Consider the following 16375-nt stretch of genomic DNA (forward strand, 5'->3'; position numbering starts at 1 on the left):
GTTGTAAACAATTGTGAATAAAGGCAAAGCCTAACTCACTAAGCTTTTAAAAAATCTCCAACCAGTTGTTCCGCCTCTTTGCAGGCCGTTTCCAAGTCGTAGTTTTTCAGGATCACGTCAAATTTAGGAGCGTAGTTTAGTTCCTTTTCGGCTTTTTCAAAGCGTTCCTGTAGTTTTTCTACACTATCGGTTCCACGGCCGGTCAGGCGTTCTTTTAATACCTCTAACGATGGAGGTTGTACAAATATAGCCAATGCCTGGTCCTGATATTTGCGCTTTAAGTGCAGGCCGCCTTCTACGTCAATATCAAAAATAACGGTTTTGCCTTTAGCCCATATGCGTTCAATCTCCTGGCGCAGGGTACCGTAAAACGTACCGGTATATACCTCTTCAAACTCTACAAATTGCTTTTTGGCAATACGGTGCAAAAACTCTTTAATGGTAATAAAGTAATAATCTTTAGCATGCACTTCATCTCCGCGGCGCTCGCGGGTGGTGGCAGATATAGAAAATTCAAGTTCGGGAAACTTGGTAAGCAAATGATGTACGATGGTGGTTTTACCAGCGCCTGAGGGAGCAGAAAAAATAAGCAGTTTACCCATTTTGTTTGGTGAGTGGTTGATTAGGTGAGTGGTTGATTAAGTTTTCAAAAACTACTTAACTCAATCAACCGCTTAACTGCTCAACTATAATACATTCAATAATTGTTCTTTTATTTTTTCCAGTTCTTCTTTCATGCCTACAACCAGCTTTTGCATGGCGGCATCGTTAGCTTTAGAACCCAGGGTGTTGATCTCGCGACCAATTTCCTGCGATATAAAGCCCAGCTTTTTACCGTTGGCATCTGCGCTTTGCAGGGTTTCTAAAAAGTAAAGGCAATGGGTTTTTAAACGCACCTTTTCTTCGGTTATGTCCAGCTTATCTATGTAGTAAATAAGCTCTTGCTCAAAGCGGTTTTTGTCAATATTGTCGCTGCCTACGGCATCGGCCAGGTATTGGTTTAAACGTTCGCGTATAAGGGGTATGCGCTTTGGCTCTTCTATCTCCACCAGTTCGAGGTTGGTCATAATGGTTTTGATACGGCCGGTTACTTCCTGCTGCAATACGTTACCTTCATCGGCCCTAAACTGCTGAAAGTTGGTTAAAGCCTGTTTAAAGGTATTGTCTACCAGCTTCCACTCATCTTCGGTAATGGTGTCTTCAGCATATTTCACTACCTCTGGCAAACCTAAAGCTAACTGCAGCAGATTACCACCGGGCTCGTTCAGTTCATCGGCCACGGCCTTTAACTGGTCGTAGTAATGTTTAAGGAGTTTGGCATCAATACCGGCTGCTTTAACTGCTGAGCCTGCTTGCTCCACGTTAATGCTCAGGTTTACTTTGCCGCGTTCAATTTGCTTATTGCACTCGGTACGCAACTGAAATTCTTTTTCAGAAAAAGCTTTGGGAATCCTGAGCGAAAGTTCGAGAAATTTGCTGTTCAGGGATTTGATCTCAACGGTGTACTTGGTGCTGCCCGAATCGTGCGTAGCAATTCCATACCCTGTCATGGATTTTATCATGTGCAAAGATAGAAATTTGGTTGATTAGTTCATGAGTTGATTTGTTGATTGGTTAGTGAGCCCTTTAAAGCTTAACCTTTTTTAACAAATGGCTGACTGTGTTAATGCGTAACTTTACAGCCAAATATGATTTTATTGCGACGGCTTTTACAGGTAACACTTTTTACAACAGGAACAATTTTGTTACCTCTGGCTGCCTTTTCGCAAAGCTTAATTCCTATTACGGGCATTACTTATAATAACAAAACATCGGGCCGGGTGGCGCAGGTAACTATTACTAACCTGCAGCACCCCCTGGTAGTATTTAGCAACGATGTAGGGAGTTTTAGCATTAGCGCTGCGCCTACCGATACCCTTTTATTTGCCAAGCCCGGTTTTACTGAACAGCGGCTGGTGGTTAAAGAACAACAGCAAATATTAGTTTACCTGGTACCCGCCCTGCAACTGGACGAAGTGCAGGTTAAAGCCAAAACCCGCAAGCAGGAGCAGCAGGATGTACTGGATGTATACCGAAGCAAAGGGTTATATTACGATGGAAAACCGCCTGCATTGTCTTTCCTGGCATCGCCGCTTACCAGCATTTATGAGTTGTTTGGAAAAGATGCCAGCAGGATGCGTCGGTTTGCCAGCCATATGAAAGTTGAGAACCAGCAAACCGAGGTAAATAAGCGCTATACGGTTGACCTGGTAAGGCGCATAACTAAACTACCCGATGATGAAGTGCGGCGTTTTATGCTGGCCTATAGTCCGCCTTACCCCGAAGTGTTGAAATGGAACGATTATGAAGTGATCCAGTTCATAAACCGCTCTATGGCTGGTTATAACCGGGCTAAGAGCATGCCGCCTTTGCCTAAATTGACAACGCCTGAGTAAAGGCTGTAAAAAGCACCGATCATTATCCCGGTTTTTTTCCGTTATAAAACCGTTTTCTTATAGAAGATTGGAAAACGGGGTGCTATATTATTTAATACTGTAGTCGATAATTTTTGCAGTGATGATATCGCTGCCATCATTAATATCGGCCTGAACTATGCCAATGCCTTTGGCCACATACATATCATTAGTTATAGTACCAGGTAAGCCAAAAACGGTAATGGTCATGATTATTTGCGTGTGAATTACGCTGGTGTATACCTTGCCCAAAATGGTTTTCGAAATGTCCTTTTCAAGAATTTTGCCGGTGTAGGTGCCGGTAACCAGAGGGTTGCTGGCAACGGCCTGTCCGCTCCAGGTATAACCAACGGCTTCGTTATCATGAAGGTAAACAAACTCGGTTCCTATACCATCCGCATAATTTTGCGTGTTGGAGATGTAAATATTATTGCCCTTGTAGTAATAGCTGGTGTCTAATACTGCGCCCGTTTTTTCAATGATCTCGAAAAAGGTTTTAGCGTCAATAATTTTAGTTTTCCCTGTAATGGTGAGCGTGCTTGTGTCTGTTTTGCCCTCTTGTATGTTTTGATAGCGCCAGGTAGTGCCTGTGGTGAGGGGCTGGTAGTCTGTAGAGCTAACAGGTGGAGTAGGCGTGGTGCCACCACCCGTGCCAGTGCCTCCGCCAGTACCAGTGCCGGTTAGTGGTGTGCTTGACACCTGTGGGCTAACAGTGGCTTCTTTATTGCAAGAGGAGAAAAATACAGCTAAAAATATAGCGCCTATCAGAGTCGGTATTGATTTCATAAGATAGGGTAAAGATAATTAAATGTCTATAAAGCAGTATGTTAAAATAGCAGTATAATTTTCCATCTACTATGATGCATTAAACTGAAGAAATCTGGTTGGTTTTTATAGGACGCAGTCCAAAAAGCAGTAGCGCTTTTTTATAAAACTATTGATAATCGCAATGCTGTTTCGCAAAAGTATAACTAAAACTTATAGAGCATATTATTATTTGATACTGATACAAGTACTTGTTTGTACAGCTACATTTGTATGTATAGTTAGAAGCTATAAATAAATCTAAGCGAATATTAAATTCTGTAAACCTGAAATCAATTATGGAAAAAGATCCTAACAGCATTGGTAAATGCCCATTTCCTCACGGAGCCGTAAAACATAGCATTGGCGGCGGTGGTACACGTAACAGTAACTGGTGGCCCAATCAGTTAAAACTAAATATATTGCGCCAGCAGTCGTCTTTATCAAACCCCATGGATAAAGATTTTGACTATACCGAGGCCTTCAATAGCCTTGACCTGGAGGCTTTAAAACAAGAGTTGCATGCATTGATGACCGATTCTCAAGATTGGTGGCCTGCAGATTTTGGCCATTACGGCGGTTTGTTTATCCGCATGGCCTGGCACAGTGCCGGTACTTACCGTGTAACTGATGGCCGTGGCGGCGGTGGCGCAGGTTTGCAGCGTTTTGCGCCGCTCAACAGTTGGCCTGATAACGTAAGTTTAGATAAGGCCCGCCGATTGCTGTGGCCCATTAAACAAAAATATGGCCGTAAAATATCATGGGCCGATTTAATGATTCTTACTGGTAACGTTGCATTAGAATCTATGGGCTTTAAGACCTTTGGTTTTGGCGGCGGCCGCGAGGATGTATGGGAGGCCGATGAATCGGTTTACTGGGGTTCGGAAACCACCTGGCTGGGCGGCGATCTGCGCTATGCCCATGGCTCTCCTGGTGTTGAAGGTGGTGGTGTGCTGGTATCGGATGATAATGCTGATGGCGATGTACATACCCGTAACCTTGAAAAGCCGTTGGCAGCTGTGCAAATGGGGTTAATTTACGTAAACCCCGAAGGGCCGGATGGTAACCCCGATCCGCTTTTATCAGCTAAGGATATTCGCGATACTTTTGGCCGTATGGCCATGAACGATGAAGAAACTGTAGCTTTAATAGCAGGCGGACATACATTTGGAAAAACTCACGGCGCCGCACCATCAGACCATGTGGGTAAAGAGCCCGAGGCATCAAGCATCGAGCAACAGGGCTTTGGCTGGAACAATAGCTACGGCTCGGGCAAGGGTGCAGATACCATTACCAGCGGACTGGAAGTGACCTGGACCACAACACCAACGCAATGGAGCAATAACTATTTTGAAAACCTTTTTGGTTTTGAATGGGAATTAACTAAAAGCCCGGCCGGTGCGCACCAATGGGTAGCTAAAAATGCTGAAGCCATTATACCAGACGCTTATGATACTGAAAAGAAGCATCTGCCTACTATGTTAACTACCGATATTGCTTTGCGGGTAGACCCTGCTTACGAAAAGGTATCCAGACACTTCTTAGAAAACCCGGACGCTTTTGCTGATGCTTTTGCCCGGGCATGGTATAAGTTAACGCACCGCGATATGGGTCCCAAAGAGCGCTACCTGGGCCCTGATGTACCGCAGGAGGAGTTGCTTTGGCAAGATCCTATCCCTGCCGTAGATCACGCGCTGCTTGAGGAGAGCGATGTAGACGTTTTGAGAGAAAAGATTTTAGCATCAGGTTTAACTGTTTCAGAACTGGTTTCTATCGCCTGGGCTTCTGCCTCAACGTTCCGTGGGTCTGATAAACGGGGTGGTGCTAACGGCGCACGCATTCGCTTATCGCCTCAAAAAGACTGGAAAGTAAACAATCCGGTGCAACTGCAAAAGGTATTGAATGTGTTAGAAGGCATACAGCACGAGTTTAACAATGGGCAAGAAGGCGGCAAGAAAATTTCCCTGGCCGACATTATTGTGCTGGCTGGTGCAGTAGGTGTTAAAAAAGCAGCTCAGGATGCCGGTCATAATATTACGGTTCCTTTTGCTGCCGGCCGTATGGATGCTTCGCAAGAGCAAACCGACGTAGAGTCATTTAGCTACCTCGAACCAATTGCCGATGGCTTCCGTAACTATGGAAAATCTAAACCACCGGTATCAACCGAAGATTTTTTAATAGACAAAGCGCAATTACTTACGCTTACCGCGCCGGAGTTAACGGTGCTTATTGGAGGTTTACGCATGCTGGGTGCCAATTATGATGGTTCTTCACATGGTGTATTCACGGCCAACCCTGGCCGGCTTACTAACGATTTCTTTGTAAACCTACTGGATATGGGAACTGCCTGGAAAGCAGTGAATGGCGATATTGAAGTCTATGAAGGCCGTAACCGCAATACCGGCGAATTAAAATGGACGGCCACCCGTGCCGACCTGGTATTTGGCTCCAACTCCGAATTGCGCGCCATTGCTGAAGTTTACGCAAGTGCTGATGGCCGCGAAAAATTTATTAATGATTTTGTAGCTGCCTGGACCAAAGTTATGGAACTCGACAGGTTTGATCTGCCATCAAAACGTTAATCCTTCCATTCAGAAATTTCCATATGAATTGAAAACAGCCCATAGCATACCAAATGTTACGGGCTGTTTTATTTGCATCAACCTTACTCGTTCAGCGCTTAGTTCCTAAGGTTCTCCCAACAGGCGATTACGATAGCTTACTAATATAACTGCTTGATATCTTATTATCTTTAGATATATATACTTTATTAATAATGTGTAAGTCATCAATGTGGTATATATCAAGGTAAATCTCCAAAAAATATCTCACAAACCACTTGTAAATTAAACAAATACCCATATCTTTGCAGTCCCGAAATTACGGGGTATAGTAAACTGTTTAATATAATTTAATTTAAAGCAAGTGAATACGTTAAGTTACAAAACTGTCTCGGCCAACAAGGCGACTGTTAACAAACAATGGGTTGTTGTTGACGCACAAGGCGAGATTTTGGGGCGCTTAACCTCTAAGATTGCAGCAATCATCAGAGGTAAACATAAGCCAGGCTTCACCCCAAACGTAGACTGCGGTGATAACGTGATCGTTATTAATGCAGACAAGGTAAAACTGACCGGAAACAAATTTGCCGCCAAGCAATATGTTTCTTACACTGGTTATCCAGGTGGTCAGCGTTTCATTTCTCCTAAGGAGTTAATGGCTAAATTCCCTGAGCGCGTAATTGAAAAAGCCGTTCGTGGTATGTTACCTAAAAATCGTTTGGGCCGCGCCATTTATGGCAACCTGCATGTATACGCAGGCGCAGAGCATCCTCATGCCGCACAAAACCCTACACCATTAACTTTTTAATTTTAAAGGAGAAAAGAAAAAATGCCAACAACTAACACTTCAGGCAGAAGAAAAACAGCTGTTGCACGCGTTTACTTAAACGATGGTGCAGGCGCCCTTACCGTTAACGGTAAAGATTACAAAGAATATTTCCCAACTTTACCTTTGCAATACGTTGCTACCCAATCATTACTGGTATCAGCTTCTGAAGGTAAATTTGACATTATTGCAAACGTTGCCGGTGGTGGTGTAAAAGGACAGGCTGAGGCCGTTCGTTTAGCTATTGCCAAAGCTATTGTTGAACTCGATGCTGAAAAGAAACCTGCATTGCGTGCTAAAGGCTTAATGACTCGTGACCCACGTATGGTGGAGCGTAAGAAACCAGGCCGTAAGAAAGCACGTCGTAAATTCCAATTCAGTAAACGTTAATATTTTAAGGAGGACACAACAATGGCAAGAACAACATATCAGGATTTACTGGATGCAGGTGTACACTTTGGTCACCTTACCCGTAAGTGGGATCCGAAAATGGCTCAGTACATTTTCATGGAGCGCAACGGTATCCACATTATCGATTTAAATAAAACCTTAACTAAGGTTGAAGAGGCTGCTGCCGCTATAAAACAAATTGTAAAATCAGGCCGTAAGGTTTTGTTTGTTGCTACCAAGAAACAAGCAAAAGACATCGTTGCCGATTATGCAAAAACTGTAAACATGCCTTTCGTAACCGAGCGTTGGTTAGGTGGTATGTTAACTAACTTTGCTACTGTACGCAAGTCAATCAAAAAGATGTCTAACATCGATAAATTGACTAAAGATGGTACTTACAGCAACCTTTCTAAGAAAGAGCGTTTGATGATTCAGCGTGAGCGTATTAAACTGGAAAGCTTATTAGGCGGTATTGCCGACCTTAACCGCTTACCAGCCGCTTTATTCCTGATCGACGTTAAGAAAGAGCACATCGCAGTTTCTGAAGCATTAAAGTTAAACATCCCAACCTTTGCAATGGTGGATACTAACTCTGATCCTTCAAACATCGATTTCCCTATCCCGGCAAATGATGATGCTACTAAATCAATCTCTTTGGTAACCGGTATCATTATCCAGGCTATACAAGAAGGTTTAGACGAGCGCAAACGCGATAAAGACGACGAAGCTGAAAAAGAAGGTGCAGCTGCTAAAGCTAAAGTTGACGGTGGCGAAGCTACCGAAGGCGGCCGCAAAAGAAGAGGCGCTGTAACTGCTGATGCCGTAGAAGCTGCTGCTACTACCGAAGCTCCTGATAACGTAACTGATAGCTCAGCTACTGAAGGCCAGGGCGCATAAGTAAAATAATTTTTTAAGTTGTCAGTTGTAAGTTGCAGGTATTAGTACCGCCAATTTGTAATTGACAACTTTTAATGTATAAAACAGATTATTAATTTTGCTGTGGATTGTTTTACAACTCACAACATACAACACATAACTCAACAATGTCTACAGTACAAATTTCTGCATCAGACGTAAACAAACTGCGCCAGCAAACAGGTGCAGGTATGATGGATTGCAAAAAAGCCCTGACCGAAACTAACGGCGACTTTGAAGCAGCTATTGACTTTTTAAGAAAAAAAGGCGCTAAAGTAGCTGCCAGCCGTCAAGACCGTGAGTCTAACGAGGGTGTGGTTATTGCCCGTACTTCAGAAGATGGCAAACGCGGTGTAATTATCGAGTTAAACTGCGAAACTGATTTCGTAGCTAAAAACGCAGAATTTATTGCTTTTGCTAATGCTATTGCTAACGAAGCTGTACAAGCTTTACCCGCAACTGCCGAAGAAGTAAACGCTTTAGAAATTGATACCGAAGTTGGCCGTGTTACTATTGGTGAGGCTACTACAGCCATGACTGGTAAAATCGGTGAAAAAATTGGTGTATCTAAATATGCCGTTTTAGAAGGCGAAAAAATTGTTGCTTACATTCACGGTAACTTTCGTTTAGGTGTATTGGTTGGCTTAAGTGCTAACTTTGCAGGTGCCGATGAAGCTGGTAAAGACGTGGCTATGCAAATTGCAGCCATGAACCCTGCCGCTTTAGATAAAGGTGATGTTGATGCAACTATCATTGAGCGTGAAATGGAAATTGCTAAAGAGCAGATCCGTGCCGAAGGTAAACCAGAAGCCATGGTAGAAAAAATTGCTGCCGGTAAACTGAACAAGTTCTACAAAGACTCTACGTTATTAAACCAAGAGTTCGTAAAAGATTCTTCTAAAAACGTTGCCCAATTTTTGGACAGCGTAGAAAAAGGCCTTACAGTAACCGCATTTAAGCGAGTAGCTTTAGGAGCATAATTTATTATCCCCGCCTTTTAAAGGCGGGGATTTTTTTTGCCTTTTAATTTTTTTTGCCCGTGTTAACAGCTTTATACAATACTCAAATTGTATCCAACGGTAACATTACCGAAGGCAAGGCTGTTATTTTAAAAGAGGATAAAATCTTATCCGTTGTTACCCTTGCTGATATTCCTGTCGATGCTGAACGTATTGACCTAAAAGGCGCTTACCTGGCTCCCGGATTCATCGATTTGCAGATCTATGGAGCAGGCGGCGCGTTGTTTGGCAGCTTGCCAAGCGCAGCTGCTTTAAAGCAAATGGAGCTTACCCTGTTAGACCAGGGATGTACCGGCTTTTTCGCAACCGTAGCCACTAACAGTGATGAGGTGGTGCTGGCCGCCATTGAAGCTGCTAAGGTATACCGCCCAAATGCCATAGGCAACTTTTTAGGCTTACACTTGGAAGGCCCCTACATTAATGCCTTGCGCAAAGGTGCGCATCCCGAAAAGTTCATCAAAAAAGCGACGCTTAACGAAGTAAAGCACTGGATTGAGGTAGCCAAAGGGGAGATTAAGATGATTACTCTGGCACCCGAATTACAGGATGACGAAGTGATCAGTTACCTTAATAAGCAAAATATCATCCTTTCATCGGGGCATAGTAATGCTACTTATACGCAGGCTAAAGCGTATCTCAATAATACCATCCAGGCGGTCACTCATTTATATAACGCAATGCCGCCCATGCATCACCGCGAGCCGGGTATTATTCCGGCTATATTTGAAGCTAAACCCTATACCAGCATAGTGGCCGATGGCATACACGTTGATTTTGCCATGATTGCATTGGCCAAGCGCGAATTAGGCGACAAGCTATTTTTGATTACTGATGCCGTAACAGCAGCAACCGAGGGTAATTACCCGCATCAGCTTCAAGACGATAGGTATGTAATGCCCGATGGCACTTTATCCGGCTCGGCAATAACTATGCTCAAAGCTGTTAAAAACTGCGTAAATTATGCTAATATCGGTTTGCCCGAGGCGGTTAACATGGCATCGCTTTACCCGGCACAATTGGCAGCGTTGAAAACGAAAGGAAAAGTAGAGGCCGGATATGACGCGGATTTAATTATTTTTGATGCGGAATTTAATTCTGGATTTACAATTTATAAAGGCAAAAACATAACTAAACATATTTAACCAGTTACTACAATTACTCATCTGCACACATGAAATACAAAAGAATCTTACTGAAACTAAGCGGCGAATCATTAATGGGTGAGCGGCAATATGGCATTGATAACAACCGCGTACTGCAATACGCCCACGACATTAAGAACGTAAGCGAAGCCGGTATTGAAATTGCCATTGTTGTTGGTGGAGGTAATATTTTTAGAGGATTAAGCGCCGAAAAATCGGGGATGGAGCGCGCTCAGGCCGATTACATGGGCATGCTTGCCACCGTAATTAACTGCATGGCTTTGCAAAGTGCTTTAGAAGGTATTGGTGTAGATACGCGTTTACAATCGGCCATTAAAATGGAGCAGATCTGTGAGCCTTACATCCGCCGCCGTGCCATGTCGCACTTAGAAACCGGTAAAATTGTGATTTTCGGTGCTGGTACAGGTAACCCATACTTTACTACTGATACTGCAGCTTCTTTACGTGCTATTGAAATGAAAGCCGATGTGGTATTGAAAGGTACACGCGTAGATGGCATTTACACCGCCGACCCGGAGAAAGACCCAACCGCTACTAAGTACGACGAAGTAAGTTTCCAGGAAGTATACAACAAAGGATTAAACGTAATGGACATGACCGCCTTTACCCTTTGCCAGGAAAATAGCCTGCCTATCATCGTATTTGATATGAACAAAGAAGGCAACTTTATGAAAATAGCCCAGGGCGAACACGTGGGTACGCTGGTGAGATAATAGAGAGACAATAAGCAAGAGCCAGGAATCAAGAGAGATTTTATCTTGTCTCTTGGTTCTTGGCTCTTGCTTCTAATTTTTTAACTTTGTATTTTATAAACATAAATAACAATGAGCGAACTCATTAAAAAACAAATGAATGATGCAAAGGCTTTAATGGAAAAAGCCATTGATCATTGTGATAACGAGTTATCTAAAATACGTGCAGGCAAAGCTAATCCGGCTATGCTGGATGGTATTATGGTAGACTATTATGGCAGCGCAACGCCGTTGTCTCAGGTAGGCAGCGTAAATACACCTGATGCCCGCACGCTGATCATACAGCCTTGGGAAAAATCTTTATTAGGTGCTATTGAGAAAGCTATTAAAGAATCGAGCCTGGGTTTAAACCCGCAAAATGATGGTATCATTATCCGCATTAATGTACCGCCATTAACCGAAGAACGCCGCCGCGAAATGGTTAAAAAACTAAAGGGTGAAGCAGAATTCGGTAAAGTAGCCATTCGTAACATCCGTAAGGATATCAACGAGAAAATCAAAAAGCTTAAAACCGAAGGCGTATCTGAAGACGAGATCAAAGTAGGTGAGGCCGATGTGCAAAAGCTGGTGGATGGTTACATTATTAAAGTAGACCAACTGGCTGACGCCAAGGAAAAAGATATTATGACGGTGTAACACCCCTCCCCAGCCCTCCCCAAAGGGGAGGGAGCAAAAGCTTATCTTCAAGTCTCCCCCTTTGGGGAGATTTAGAGGGGGTGGATGTTATGTTAGCGTCAAATTAAAGGGAATGAGTGCATTGCACCATTCCCTTTTTTATTTTTGCGCTAACTCATGAAGATACTCTTATCATACCTAAAAAAATATCGCTTAATAGTACTGATGGCTTTGGGCTTAGCGGCCGTAAACATTGGCTTCTCTCTGCTCGACCCTTACATTACCGGCCGCATAGTCGACAGGTTTATTGAAAAACGTACCCAGCTTACCCATCATGAATTTGTATGGGGCATTTTAACTTGGGTTGGTTTGGCGGTAGGGGCGGCTATGGTATCGCGTATTGCCAAAAACTTCCAGGATTACTTTACCAACATCATCACTCAAAAAGTTGGCGCCAACATGTATGCAGATGGGTTGAAGCACTCGCTCGAACTGCCTTACCAGGTATTTGAAGATCAGCGCAGCGGCGAAACTTTGGGCATTCTGCAAAAGGTACGTTTAGATTGTGAAAAATTTATCACTTCCTTTATTAGCGTGCTGTTTGTGAGTTTGGTGGGGATGGTGTTTGTAATTGTATACTCTGTTAACGTAAGCTACAAGGTAACCTTGGTTTACTTTGCCGCTATACCAGTAATTGCCTTTGTAAGTACTGCATTAAGCAAGCGCATTAAAACCATTCAACGCAAAATAGTAACACAAACTACGGCACTGGCCGGTTCCACAACCGAATCTTTAAGAAATATTGAACTGGTAAAAAGCCTCGGCCTGGTAAACCAGGAGATTGACCGCCTGAATAAAACCACTTACAAAATATTAGACCTCGAGCTAAAAAAGGTAAAGTTTGTACGCAGTATGAGCTTTGTGCAGGGCACTACCGTAAATCTGGTGCGCAGTGTTATGGTCATCATCTTGCTGTTGCTTATTTTTGAGGGAACTATTTCACCGGGTCAATACTTTAGTTTCTTGTTTTACTCTTTCTTCCTCTTTAATCCATTACAAGAATTAGGTAACGTTATCCTATCATGGCGTGAGGCACAGGTATCGCTGGCAAATTTTGAAGGTATCGTTAGTACGCCAGTTGAAGTTAAACCCGAAAAACCTGTTTTGTTGGAGAAAGTTAAAGACCTTACTTTCTTTAATGTAAGCTTTAAACACCTTACCGCTAACCGTAATGCACTTAACCATATAAGCTTTGATGTTAAAACAGGGCATACCATTGCGTTTGTTGGTCCATCGGGCTCGGGTAAAACCACTTTGGTTAAGTTGCTGGTAGGCTTATACCAGCCTATGGAAGGAGATATTTTGTATAATGGTGTACTTAGTAAAGAATTAGATTTAGACCACTTACGCGAGCGCATTGGCTTTGTAACCCAGGATACGCAGCTGTTTTCGGGAAGTATTCGCGAAAATTTGCAATTTGTTCGTCCGGGTGCTACCGATGAGGAGTGTATGCATGTGTTGCACCGTGCTGCATGCCAAGGCCTGCTTGCCCGTGCAGATAACGGTTTGGATACTGTGATAGGTGAGGGTGGTGTAAAAGTATCGGGTGGCGAAAAGCAGCGTTTATCTATAGCCCGGGCTTTACTGCGCAAGCCCGATATCCTGGTATTTGATGAGGCTACCTCTGCACTCGATTCTTTAACCGAAGAAGAGATCACAGAAACTATAAAAGACGTATCTGAGCATCAGGACCACATTACCATACTTATTGCCCACCGTTTAAGTACCATTATGCACGCCGATAAAATTTACGTGCTCGAAAAGGGGAATATTATTGAAGAGGGGCACCATACCGAACTTTTGTTACAAAAAGGCCTGTATTATGCGATGTGGCGCCAGCAAATTGGCGAAAAGTATACGGCCGATGCGCAATAATGTGTTTGCTGTTGTAGTACATTGGGTTTAAAAAGTTGCAACTCATTTAGATAATACATGCAGCAGGTTACTGCAAATGTCTTTTTTAAAGATTCAAATTACTGAAGCAGAAGAGGTTTAGTGTTAATAAGAAGTAATTGTATCAAAAAGGAGTAAGCCAACGCTTACTCCTTTTTGTTTGCACTGCTTATATCGCTCAGCTTTGTTGGAATGAGGCTGCGCGTTTTAAAGAATGTTATAGTAACGATGGATAGCGTCATGCAGGCGCCGAATACCACCGAAGGTACGGTGCCCATTAATTCACCTGTTAAGCCCGATTCAAACTCGCCAATTTCGTTTGAAGAACCGATAAACATCGAATTTACTGCCGATACCCTGCCACGCATTTCGTCGGGCGTTAATAACTGCATCAATGTACTGCGTATAATTACACTGATGCTGTCAAAGGCGCCTTCGGTAAAAAGGAATATTAACGAGATATAGAAGTTTTTAGATAAGCCGAAGCATAAAATAGAAAGCCCAAAGCCGGTAACTGCAATCAGCAAATTTCGCCAAGGGCGGTTCATGGGTGAGAAGCGTGTCATAGCTAACATGGTAAGTACTGCACCAGATGCTGTTGTGGCCCGCATAAAGCCTAAACCTTCAGAACCTACCTTTAAAATATCGTGTGCAAACACAGGCAATAAAGCAATTGCACCTCCAAAAAACACCGAAAACAGATCGAGGCTCATGGCTCCAAGCATCATTTTATTTTTGAAAACAAAGCTTATTCCTTCTGATAAGCTCTTGAAAATGCTTTCTTTAGGTACAAATATGGGTGGATAAGTGCGAAGAAAATAGGTTAGAACAAATGAGATCAATAACAGGCTAACGATCAAAATAAACGTTGGCGTTATACCCCAATGTCCAAAAATTAAACCGCCTGCTGCTGGCCCCAAAATAGTTGCAATTTGCCAAGTCGAACTGCTCCAGGTACTCCCGTTAGGATAAAGTTCTTTAGGAATACTTTGTGCATATACTGAAAAAGTTGCCGGGCCGTAAAAGGCTCGTGCTACACCGTTAAAAAATACCATAACATAAATAATGGTAGCAATACGGTTGGTAGGAATATACTGCCTCATTCCTTCGTTTGTAGCCAAAAAAATGGAAAAAGAAGATAAAAATACCACCGCAAAAACCATGAGCAGGAGTTTGCGCTTTTCGTATTTATCGGCAATGTAGCCGCCATAAAGGGCAATACTTATTGCAGGGATAGCCTCGCACAAACCTATGGCTCCAATAGCCAGTTTGCTATGCGTAAGCTGGTAAATATAAAAACCGAGCACTACGGCCTGCATTTGGTAGGCAAACGTAAAAAAGAAACGCATACCTAAGTATGCGCGAAAATCTTTATAGCGTAATGCAGCAAATGAGTCTTTCTTTACCGGGGTATCCTGTCGTTCTTCCAATTTCACTAAGCGTTTATGATGTGCTGCAAATTTAAGGATTTGCAACACATCAGTTTACCCATAATATTAAAAACTTAACCCATGCTGATCTATCAGGTAAATCAAAGATGCAATAGAAGCAGCACCCAATTCCAGTTCACGTTTGTTCACATTCTCAAACACATCGTTGGGTGTGTGGTGAATATCGAAATACCGTTGCGAATCGGGGCGGAAACCGATCAATTGTATGTTGGGGTGGGTTTGTCGTAAAGGGCCAATATCTGTGCCGCCGCCGCCAGCCGTTAAGCGGTCGGCTTCGTAAGGCTCAAATAATTGTTTCCATTGCTGATTAATACCTTTTAAGAATACCGGAGTAGCTCGCTCAAAGCTGAAACCACGTGGTGTAAAACCACCTTCGTCTGTTTCTATAGCGGCAATATGCTCTTCTTTATCGGCCAAAGCCTGTTCGGCATATTTGATACCACCTTTGTGGCCGTTCTCCTCGTTCATAAAAAACACAGCACGAACGTTGTTCTTAGGGCGGTAGCCTAATGCTTTAAAAATACGCAGTACTTCTGCCGATTGCATCACACCTGTACCATCGTCATGTGCGCCTTCGGCCAGGTCCCATGAGTCTAAGTGACCACCGACGGTGATATACTTGTTAGTGTTTTCGGTACCCTTAATTTCGCCTATAACATTGTATGATAAAACATCGGGCAGGGTTTCACAATTGGTTCTTAAAAAGAACTTTACCGGCACTGCATTCTTTTGCTTTAGCATAGCGCTTAGTTTATTAGCCGCAACCGTAGATAGGGCCGCTGCCGGGATAGGCTTATTAGTGCCATAGCTGGTGCCTCCGGTGTGCGGATAATTATCGAGTGCGCTGGTAAGCGAGCGAACAATAACAGCTACGGCACCATATTTTGATGCTGCCCCCGGGCCTGCATTACGCTGATCGCCGGCGGTACCATAAGCACCTCCTGCTTCAACAAAACGTTCGTCAAAAGGGCGGTTAAAGAAAACGATTTTACCTTTGATCTTAGCTTCGCCTAAGGTTTCCAGTTCTTTAAGGCTTTGCAGTTCAATTACCTCGGCAGTAATGCCTGTTTTTGGCGTACCAACCGACATACCCAGTGCTGCCAGCGCTACAGGCGTGCGGATATTACCTGTTACAATAAAGCCCTGTTCCTTTTCGCCGCGGACCCAGTGCGGTACCATCACTTCTTGCAGGTAAACCTTATCAAAGCCGTAACCTTCCATGAGTTTCTTACTCCATTCTACCGACTTTTGTGCGCCTGCCGAGCCGCTTAATCTTGGGCCTATCTTTTTACACAGGTAGCGAAGATTGTCATAACACTGGCCGTTTACCAAAGCTTCATCAAATATTTTGCGGAGCATTAAAGAATCGGTTTGTGCACTGGCCGAAAAGGATAAGCCAATGGCAGCTGCTAAAGAAAGCGCGGTAGATTTTAGTTTCATGAAAGAATGGCGTTTGATGCCGTTAAGATAGCG

15 protein-coding genes are annotated in these 16375 nt (G+C 43.4%); 10 read left to right on the forward strand and 5 right to left on the reverse strand.

Annotated elements, in window-relative coordinates; all coding sequences use genetic code 11:
• Positions 1-38: 38 nt before the first annotated feature.
• Together gmk and IEV61_RS17940 are read right to left on the reverse strand one after the other, a co-directional pair.
• Positions 39-602, reverse strand: coding sequence for a guanylate kinase (gene gmk / locus IEV61_RS17935; protein WP_188418436.1), 564 nt, complete (start codon positions 600-602; stop codon positions 39-41).
• Between the two features lie 84 nt (positions 603-686).
• Positions 687-1562, reverse strand: a complete 876-nt coding sequence (locus tag IEV61_RS17940; protein ID WP_229747199.1) for a YicC/YloC family endoribonuclease — start codon at positions 1560-1562, stop codon at positions 687-689.
• 126 nt (positions 1563-1688) lie between these two features.
• On the opposite strand from IEV61_RS17940, the gene IEV61_RS17945 reads away from it, so the two are divergent.
• Positions 1689-2435: a hypothetical protein gene (locus IEV61_RS17945; RefSeq protein WP_188418437.1), complete on the forward strand. Its 747-nt coding sequence runs from the start codon at positions 1689-1691 to the stop codon at positions 2433-2435.
• Between the two features lie 87 nt (positions 2436-2522).
• Here the strand turns inward: IEV61_RS17945 and IEV61_RS17950 are convergent, their stop codons facing one another.
• On the reverse strand, positions 2523-3239 hold the full coding sequence (locus IEV61_RS17950) for a hypothetical protein (protein WP_188418438.1): 717 nt from the start codon (positions 3237-3239) through the stop codon (positions 2523-2525).
• Positions 3240-3556: 317 nt separating this feature from the next.
• Between IEV61_RS17950 and katG the strand changes: the two genes are divergently transcribed.
• From katG to IEV61_RS17995, 9 genes are all read left to right on the forward strand, one after another.
• Positions 3557-5839, forward strand: coding sequence for a catalase/peroxidase HPI (gene katG / locus IEV61_RS17955; protein WP_188418439.1), 2283 nt, complete (start codon positions 3557-3559; stop codon positions 5837-5839).
• Positions 5840-6182: 343 nt separating this feature from the next.
• Positions 6183-6626 carry a 50S ribosomal protein L13 gene (gene rplM / locus IEV61_RS17960; RefSeq protein ID WP_188418440.1) on the forward strand — a complete coding sequence of 148 codons (444 nt, stop codon included), beginning with the start codon at positions 6183-6185 and terminating at the stop codon, positions 6624-6626.
• 21 nt (positions 6627-6647) lie between these two features.
• Positions 6648-7034, forward strand: coding sequence for a 30S ribosomal protein S9 (rpsI, locus tag IEV61_RS17965; protein WP_188418441.1), 387 nt, complete (start codon positions 6648-6650; stop codon positions 7032-7034).
• A 21-nt stretch (positions 7035-7055) separates the two neighbouring features.
• Positions 7056-7931, forward strand: a complete 876-nt coding sequence (gene rpsB / locus IEV61_RS17970; protein WP_188418442.1) for a 30S ribosomal protein S2 — start codon at positions 7056-7058, stop codon at positions 7929-7931.
• A 146-nt stretch (positions 7932-8077) separates the two neighbouring features.
• On the forward strand, positions 8078-8929 hold the full coding sequence (tsf, locus tag IEV61_RS17975) for a translation elongation factor Ts (protein ID WP_188418443.1): 852 nt from the start codon (positions 8078-8080) through the stop codon (positions 8927-8929).
• A gap of 59 nt (positions 8930-8988) precedes the next feature.
• The gene (gene nagA, locus IEV61_RS17980; RefSeq protein ID WP_188418444.1) at positions 8989-10110 is read left to right on the forward strand and encodes an N-acetylglucosamine-6-phosphate deacetylase; all 1122 of its coding nucleotides are present in this window, start codon (positions 8989-8991) and stop codon (positions 10108-10110) included.
• Between the two features lie 29 nt (positions 10111-10139).
• Positions 10140-10844 carry a UMP kinase gene (pyrH, locus tag IEV61_RS17985; protein WP_188418445.1) on the forward strand — a complete coding sequence of 235 codons (705 nt, stop codon included), beginning with the start codon at positions 10140-10142 and terminating at the stop codon, positions 10842-10844.
• A gap of 111 nt (positions 10845-10955) precedes the next feature.
• On the forward strand, positions 10956-11519 hold the full coding sequence (frr, locus tag IEV61_RS17990) for a ribosome recycling factor (protein WP_188418446.1): 564 nt from the start codon (positions 10956-10958) through the stop codon (positions 11517-11519).
• Between the two features lie 156 nt (positions 11520-11675).
• Positions 11676-13433: an ABC transporter ATP-binding protein gene (locus IEV61_RS17995; protein ID WP_188418447.1), complete on the forward strand. Its 1758-nt coding sequence runs from the start codon at positions 11676-11678 to the stop codon at positions 13431-13433.
• A 164-nt stretch (positions 13434-13597) separates the two neighbouring features.
• Here IEV61_RS17995 and IEV61_RS18000 read toward each other — a convergent pair whose 3' ends face one another.
• Positions 13598-14887, reverse strand: coding sequence for an MFS transporter (locus IEV61_RS18000; RefSeq protein ID WP_373867855.1), 1290 nt, complete (start codon positions 14885-14887; stop codon positions 13598-13600).
• A gap of 60 nt (positions 14888-14947) precedes the next feature.
• Positions 14948-16342 (reverse strand): M20/M25/M40 family metallo-hydrolase, encoded by a 1395-nt coding sequence (locus IEV61_RS18005; protein ID WP_188418448.1) that lies wholly within the window; start codon positions 16340-16342, stop codon positions 14948-14950.
• Positions 16343-16375: the final 33 nt, after the last annotated feature.

It is taken from the genome of Mucilaginibacter galii (genome assembly GCF_014635825.1).
Lineage (GTDB): Bacteria > Bacteroidota > Bacteroidia > Sphingobacteriales > Sphingobacteriaceae > Mucilaginibacter > Mucilaginibacter galii.

Excerpts from the sequence above, each read along its gene's own strand:
- pyrH (WP_188418445.1), top strand. The coding sequence starts at position 10,140 with ATGAAATACAAAAGAATCTTACTGAAACTAAGCGGCGAATCATTAATG.
- tsf (WP_188418443.1), top strand. The coding sequence starts at position 8,078 with ATGTCTACAGTACAAATTTCTGCATCAGACGTAAACAAACTGCGCCAG.
- IEV61_RS17950 (WP_188418438.1), bottom strand. The coding sequence starts at position 3,239 with ATGAAATCAATACCGACTCTGATAGGCGCTATATTTTTAGCTGTATTT.
- IEV61_RS17945 (WP_188418437.1), top strand. The coding sequence starts at position 1,689 with ATGATTTTATTGCGACGGCTTTTACAGGTAACACTTTTTACAACAGGA.
- gmk (WP_188418436.1), bottom strand. The coding sequence starts at position 602 with ATGGGTAAACTGCTTATTTTTTCTGCTCCCTCAGGCGCTGGTAAAACC.
- IEV61_RS17940 (WP_229747199.1), bottom strand. The coding sequence starts at position 1,562 with ATGATAAAATCCATGACAGGGTATGGAATTGCTACGCACGATTCGGGC.
- rpsI (WP_188418441.1), top strand. The coding sequence starts at position 6,648 with ATGCCAACAACTAACACTTCAGGCAGAAGAAAAACAGCTGTTGCACGC.
- IEV61_RS17995 (WP_188418447.1), top strand. The coding sequence starts at position 11,676 with ATGAAGATACTCTTATCATACCTAAAAAAATATCGCTTAATAGTACTG.
- katG (WP_188418439.1), top strand. The coding sequence starts at position 3,557 with ATGGAAAAAGATCCTAACAGCATTGGTAAATGCCCATTTCCTCACGGA.
- frr (WP_188418446.1), top strand. The coding sequence starts at position 10,956 with ATGAGCGAACTCATTAAAAAACAAATGAATGATGCAAAGGCTTTAATG.
- IEV61_RS18005 (WP_188418448.1), bottom strand. The coding sequence starts at position 16,342 with ATGAAACTAAAATCTACCGCGCTTTCTTTAGCAGCTGCCATTGGCTTA.
- rpsB (WP_188418442.1), top strand. The coding sequence starts at position 7,056 with ATGGCAAGAACAACATATCAGGATTTACTGGATGCAGGTGTACACTTT.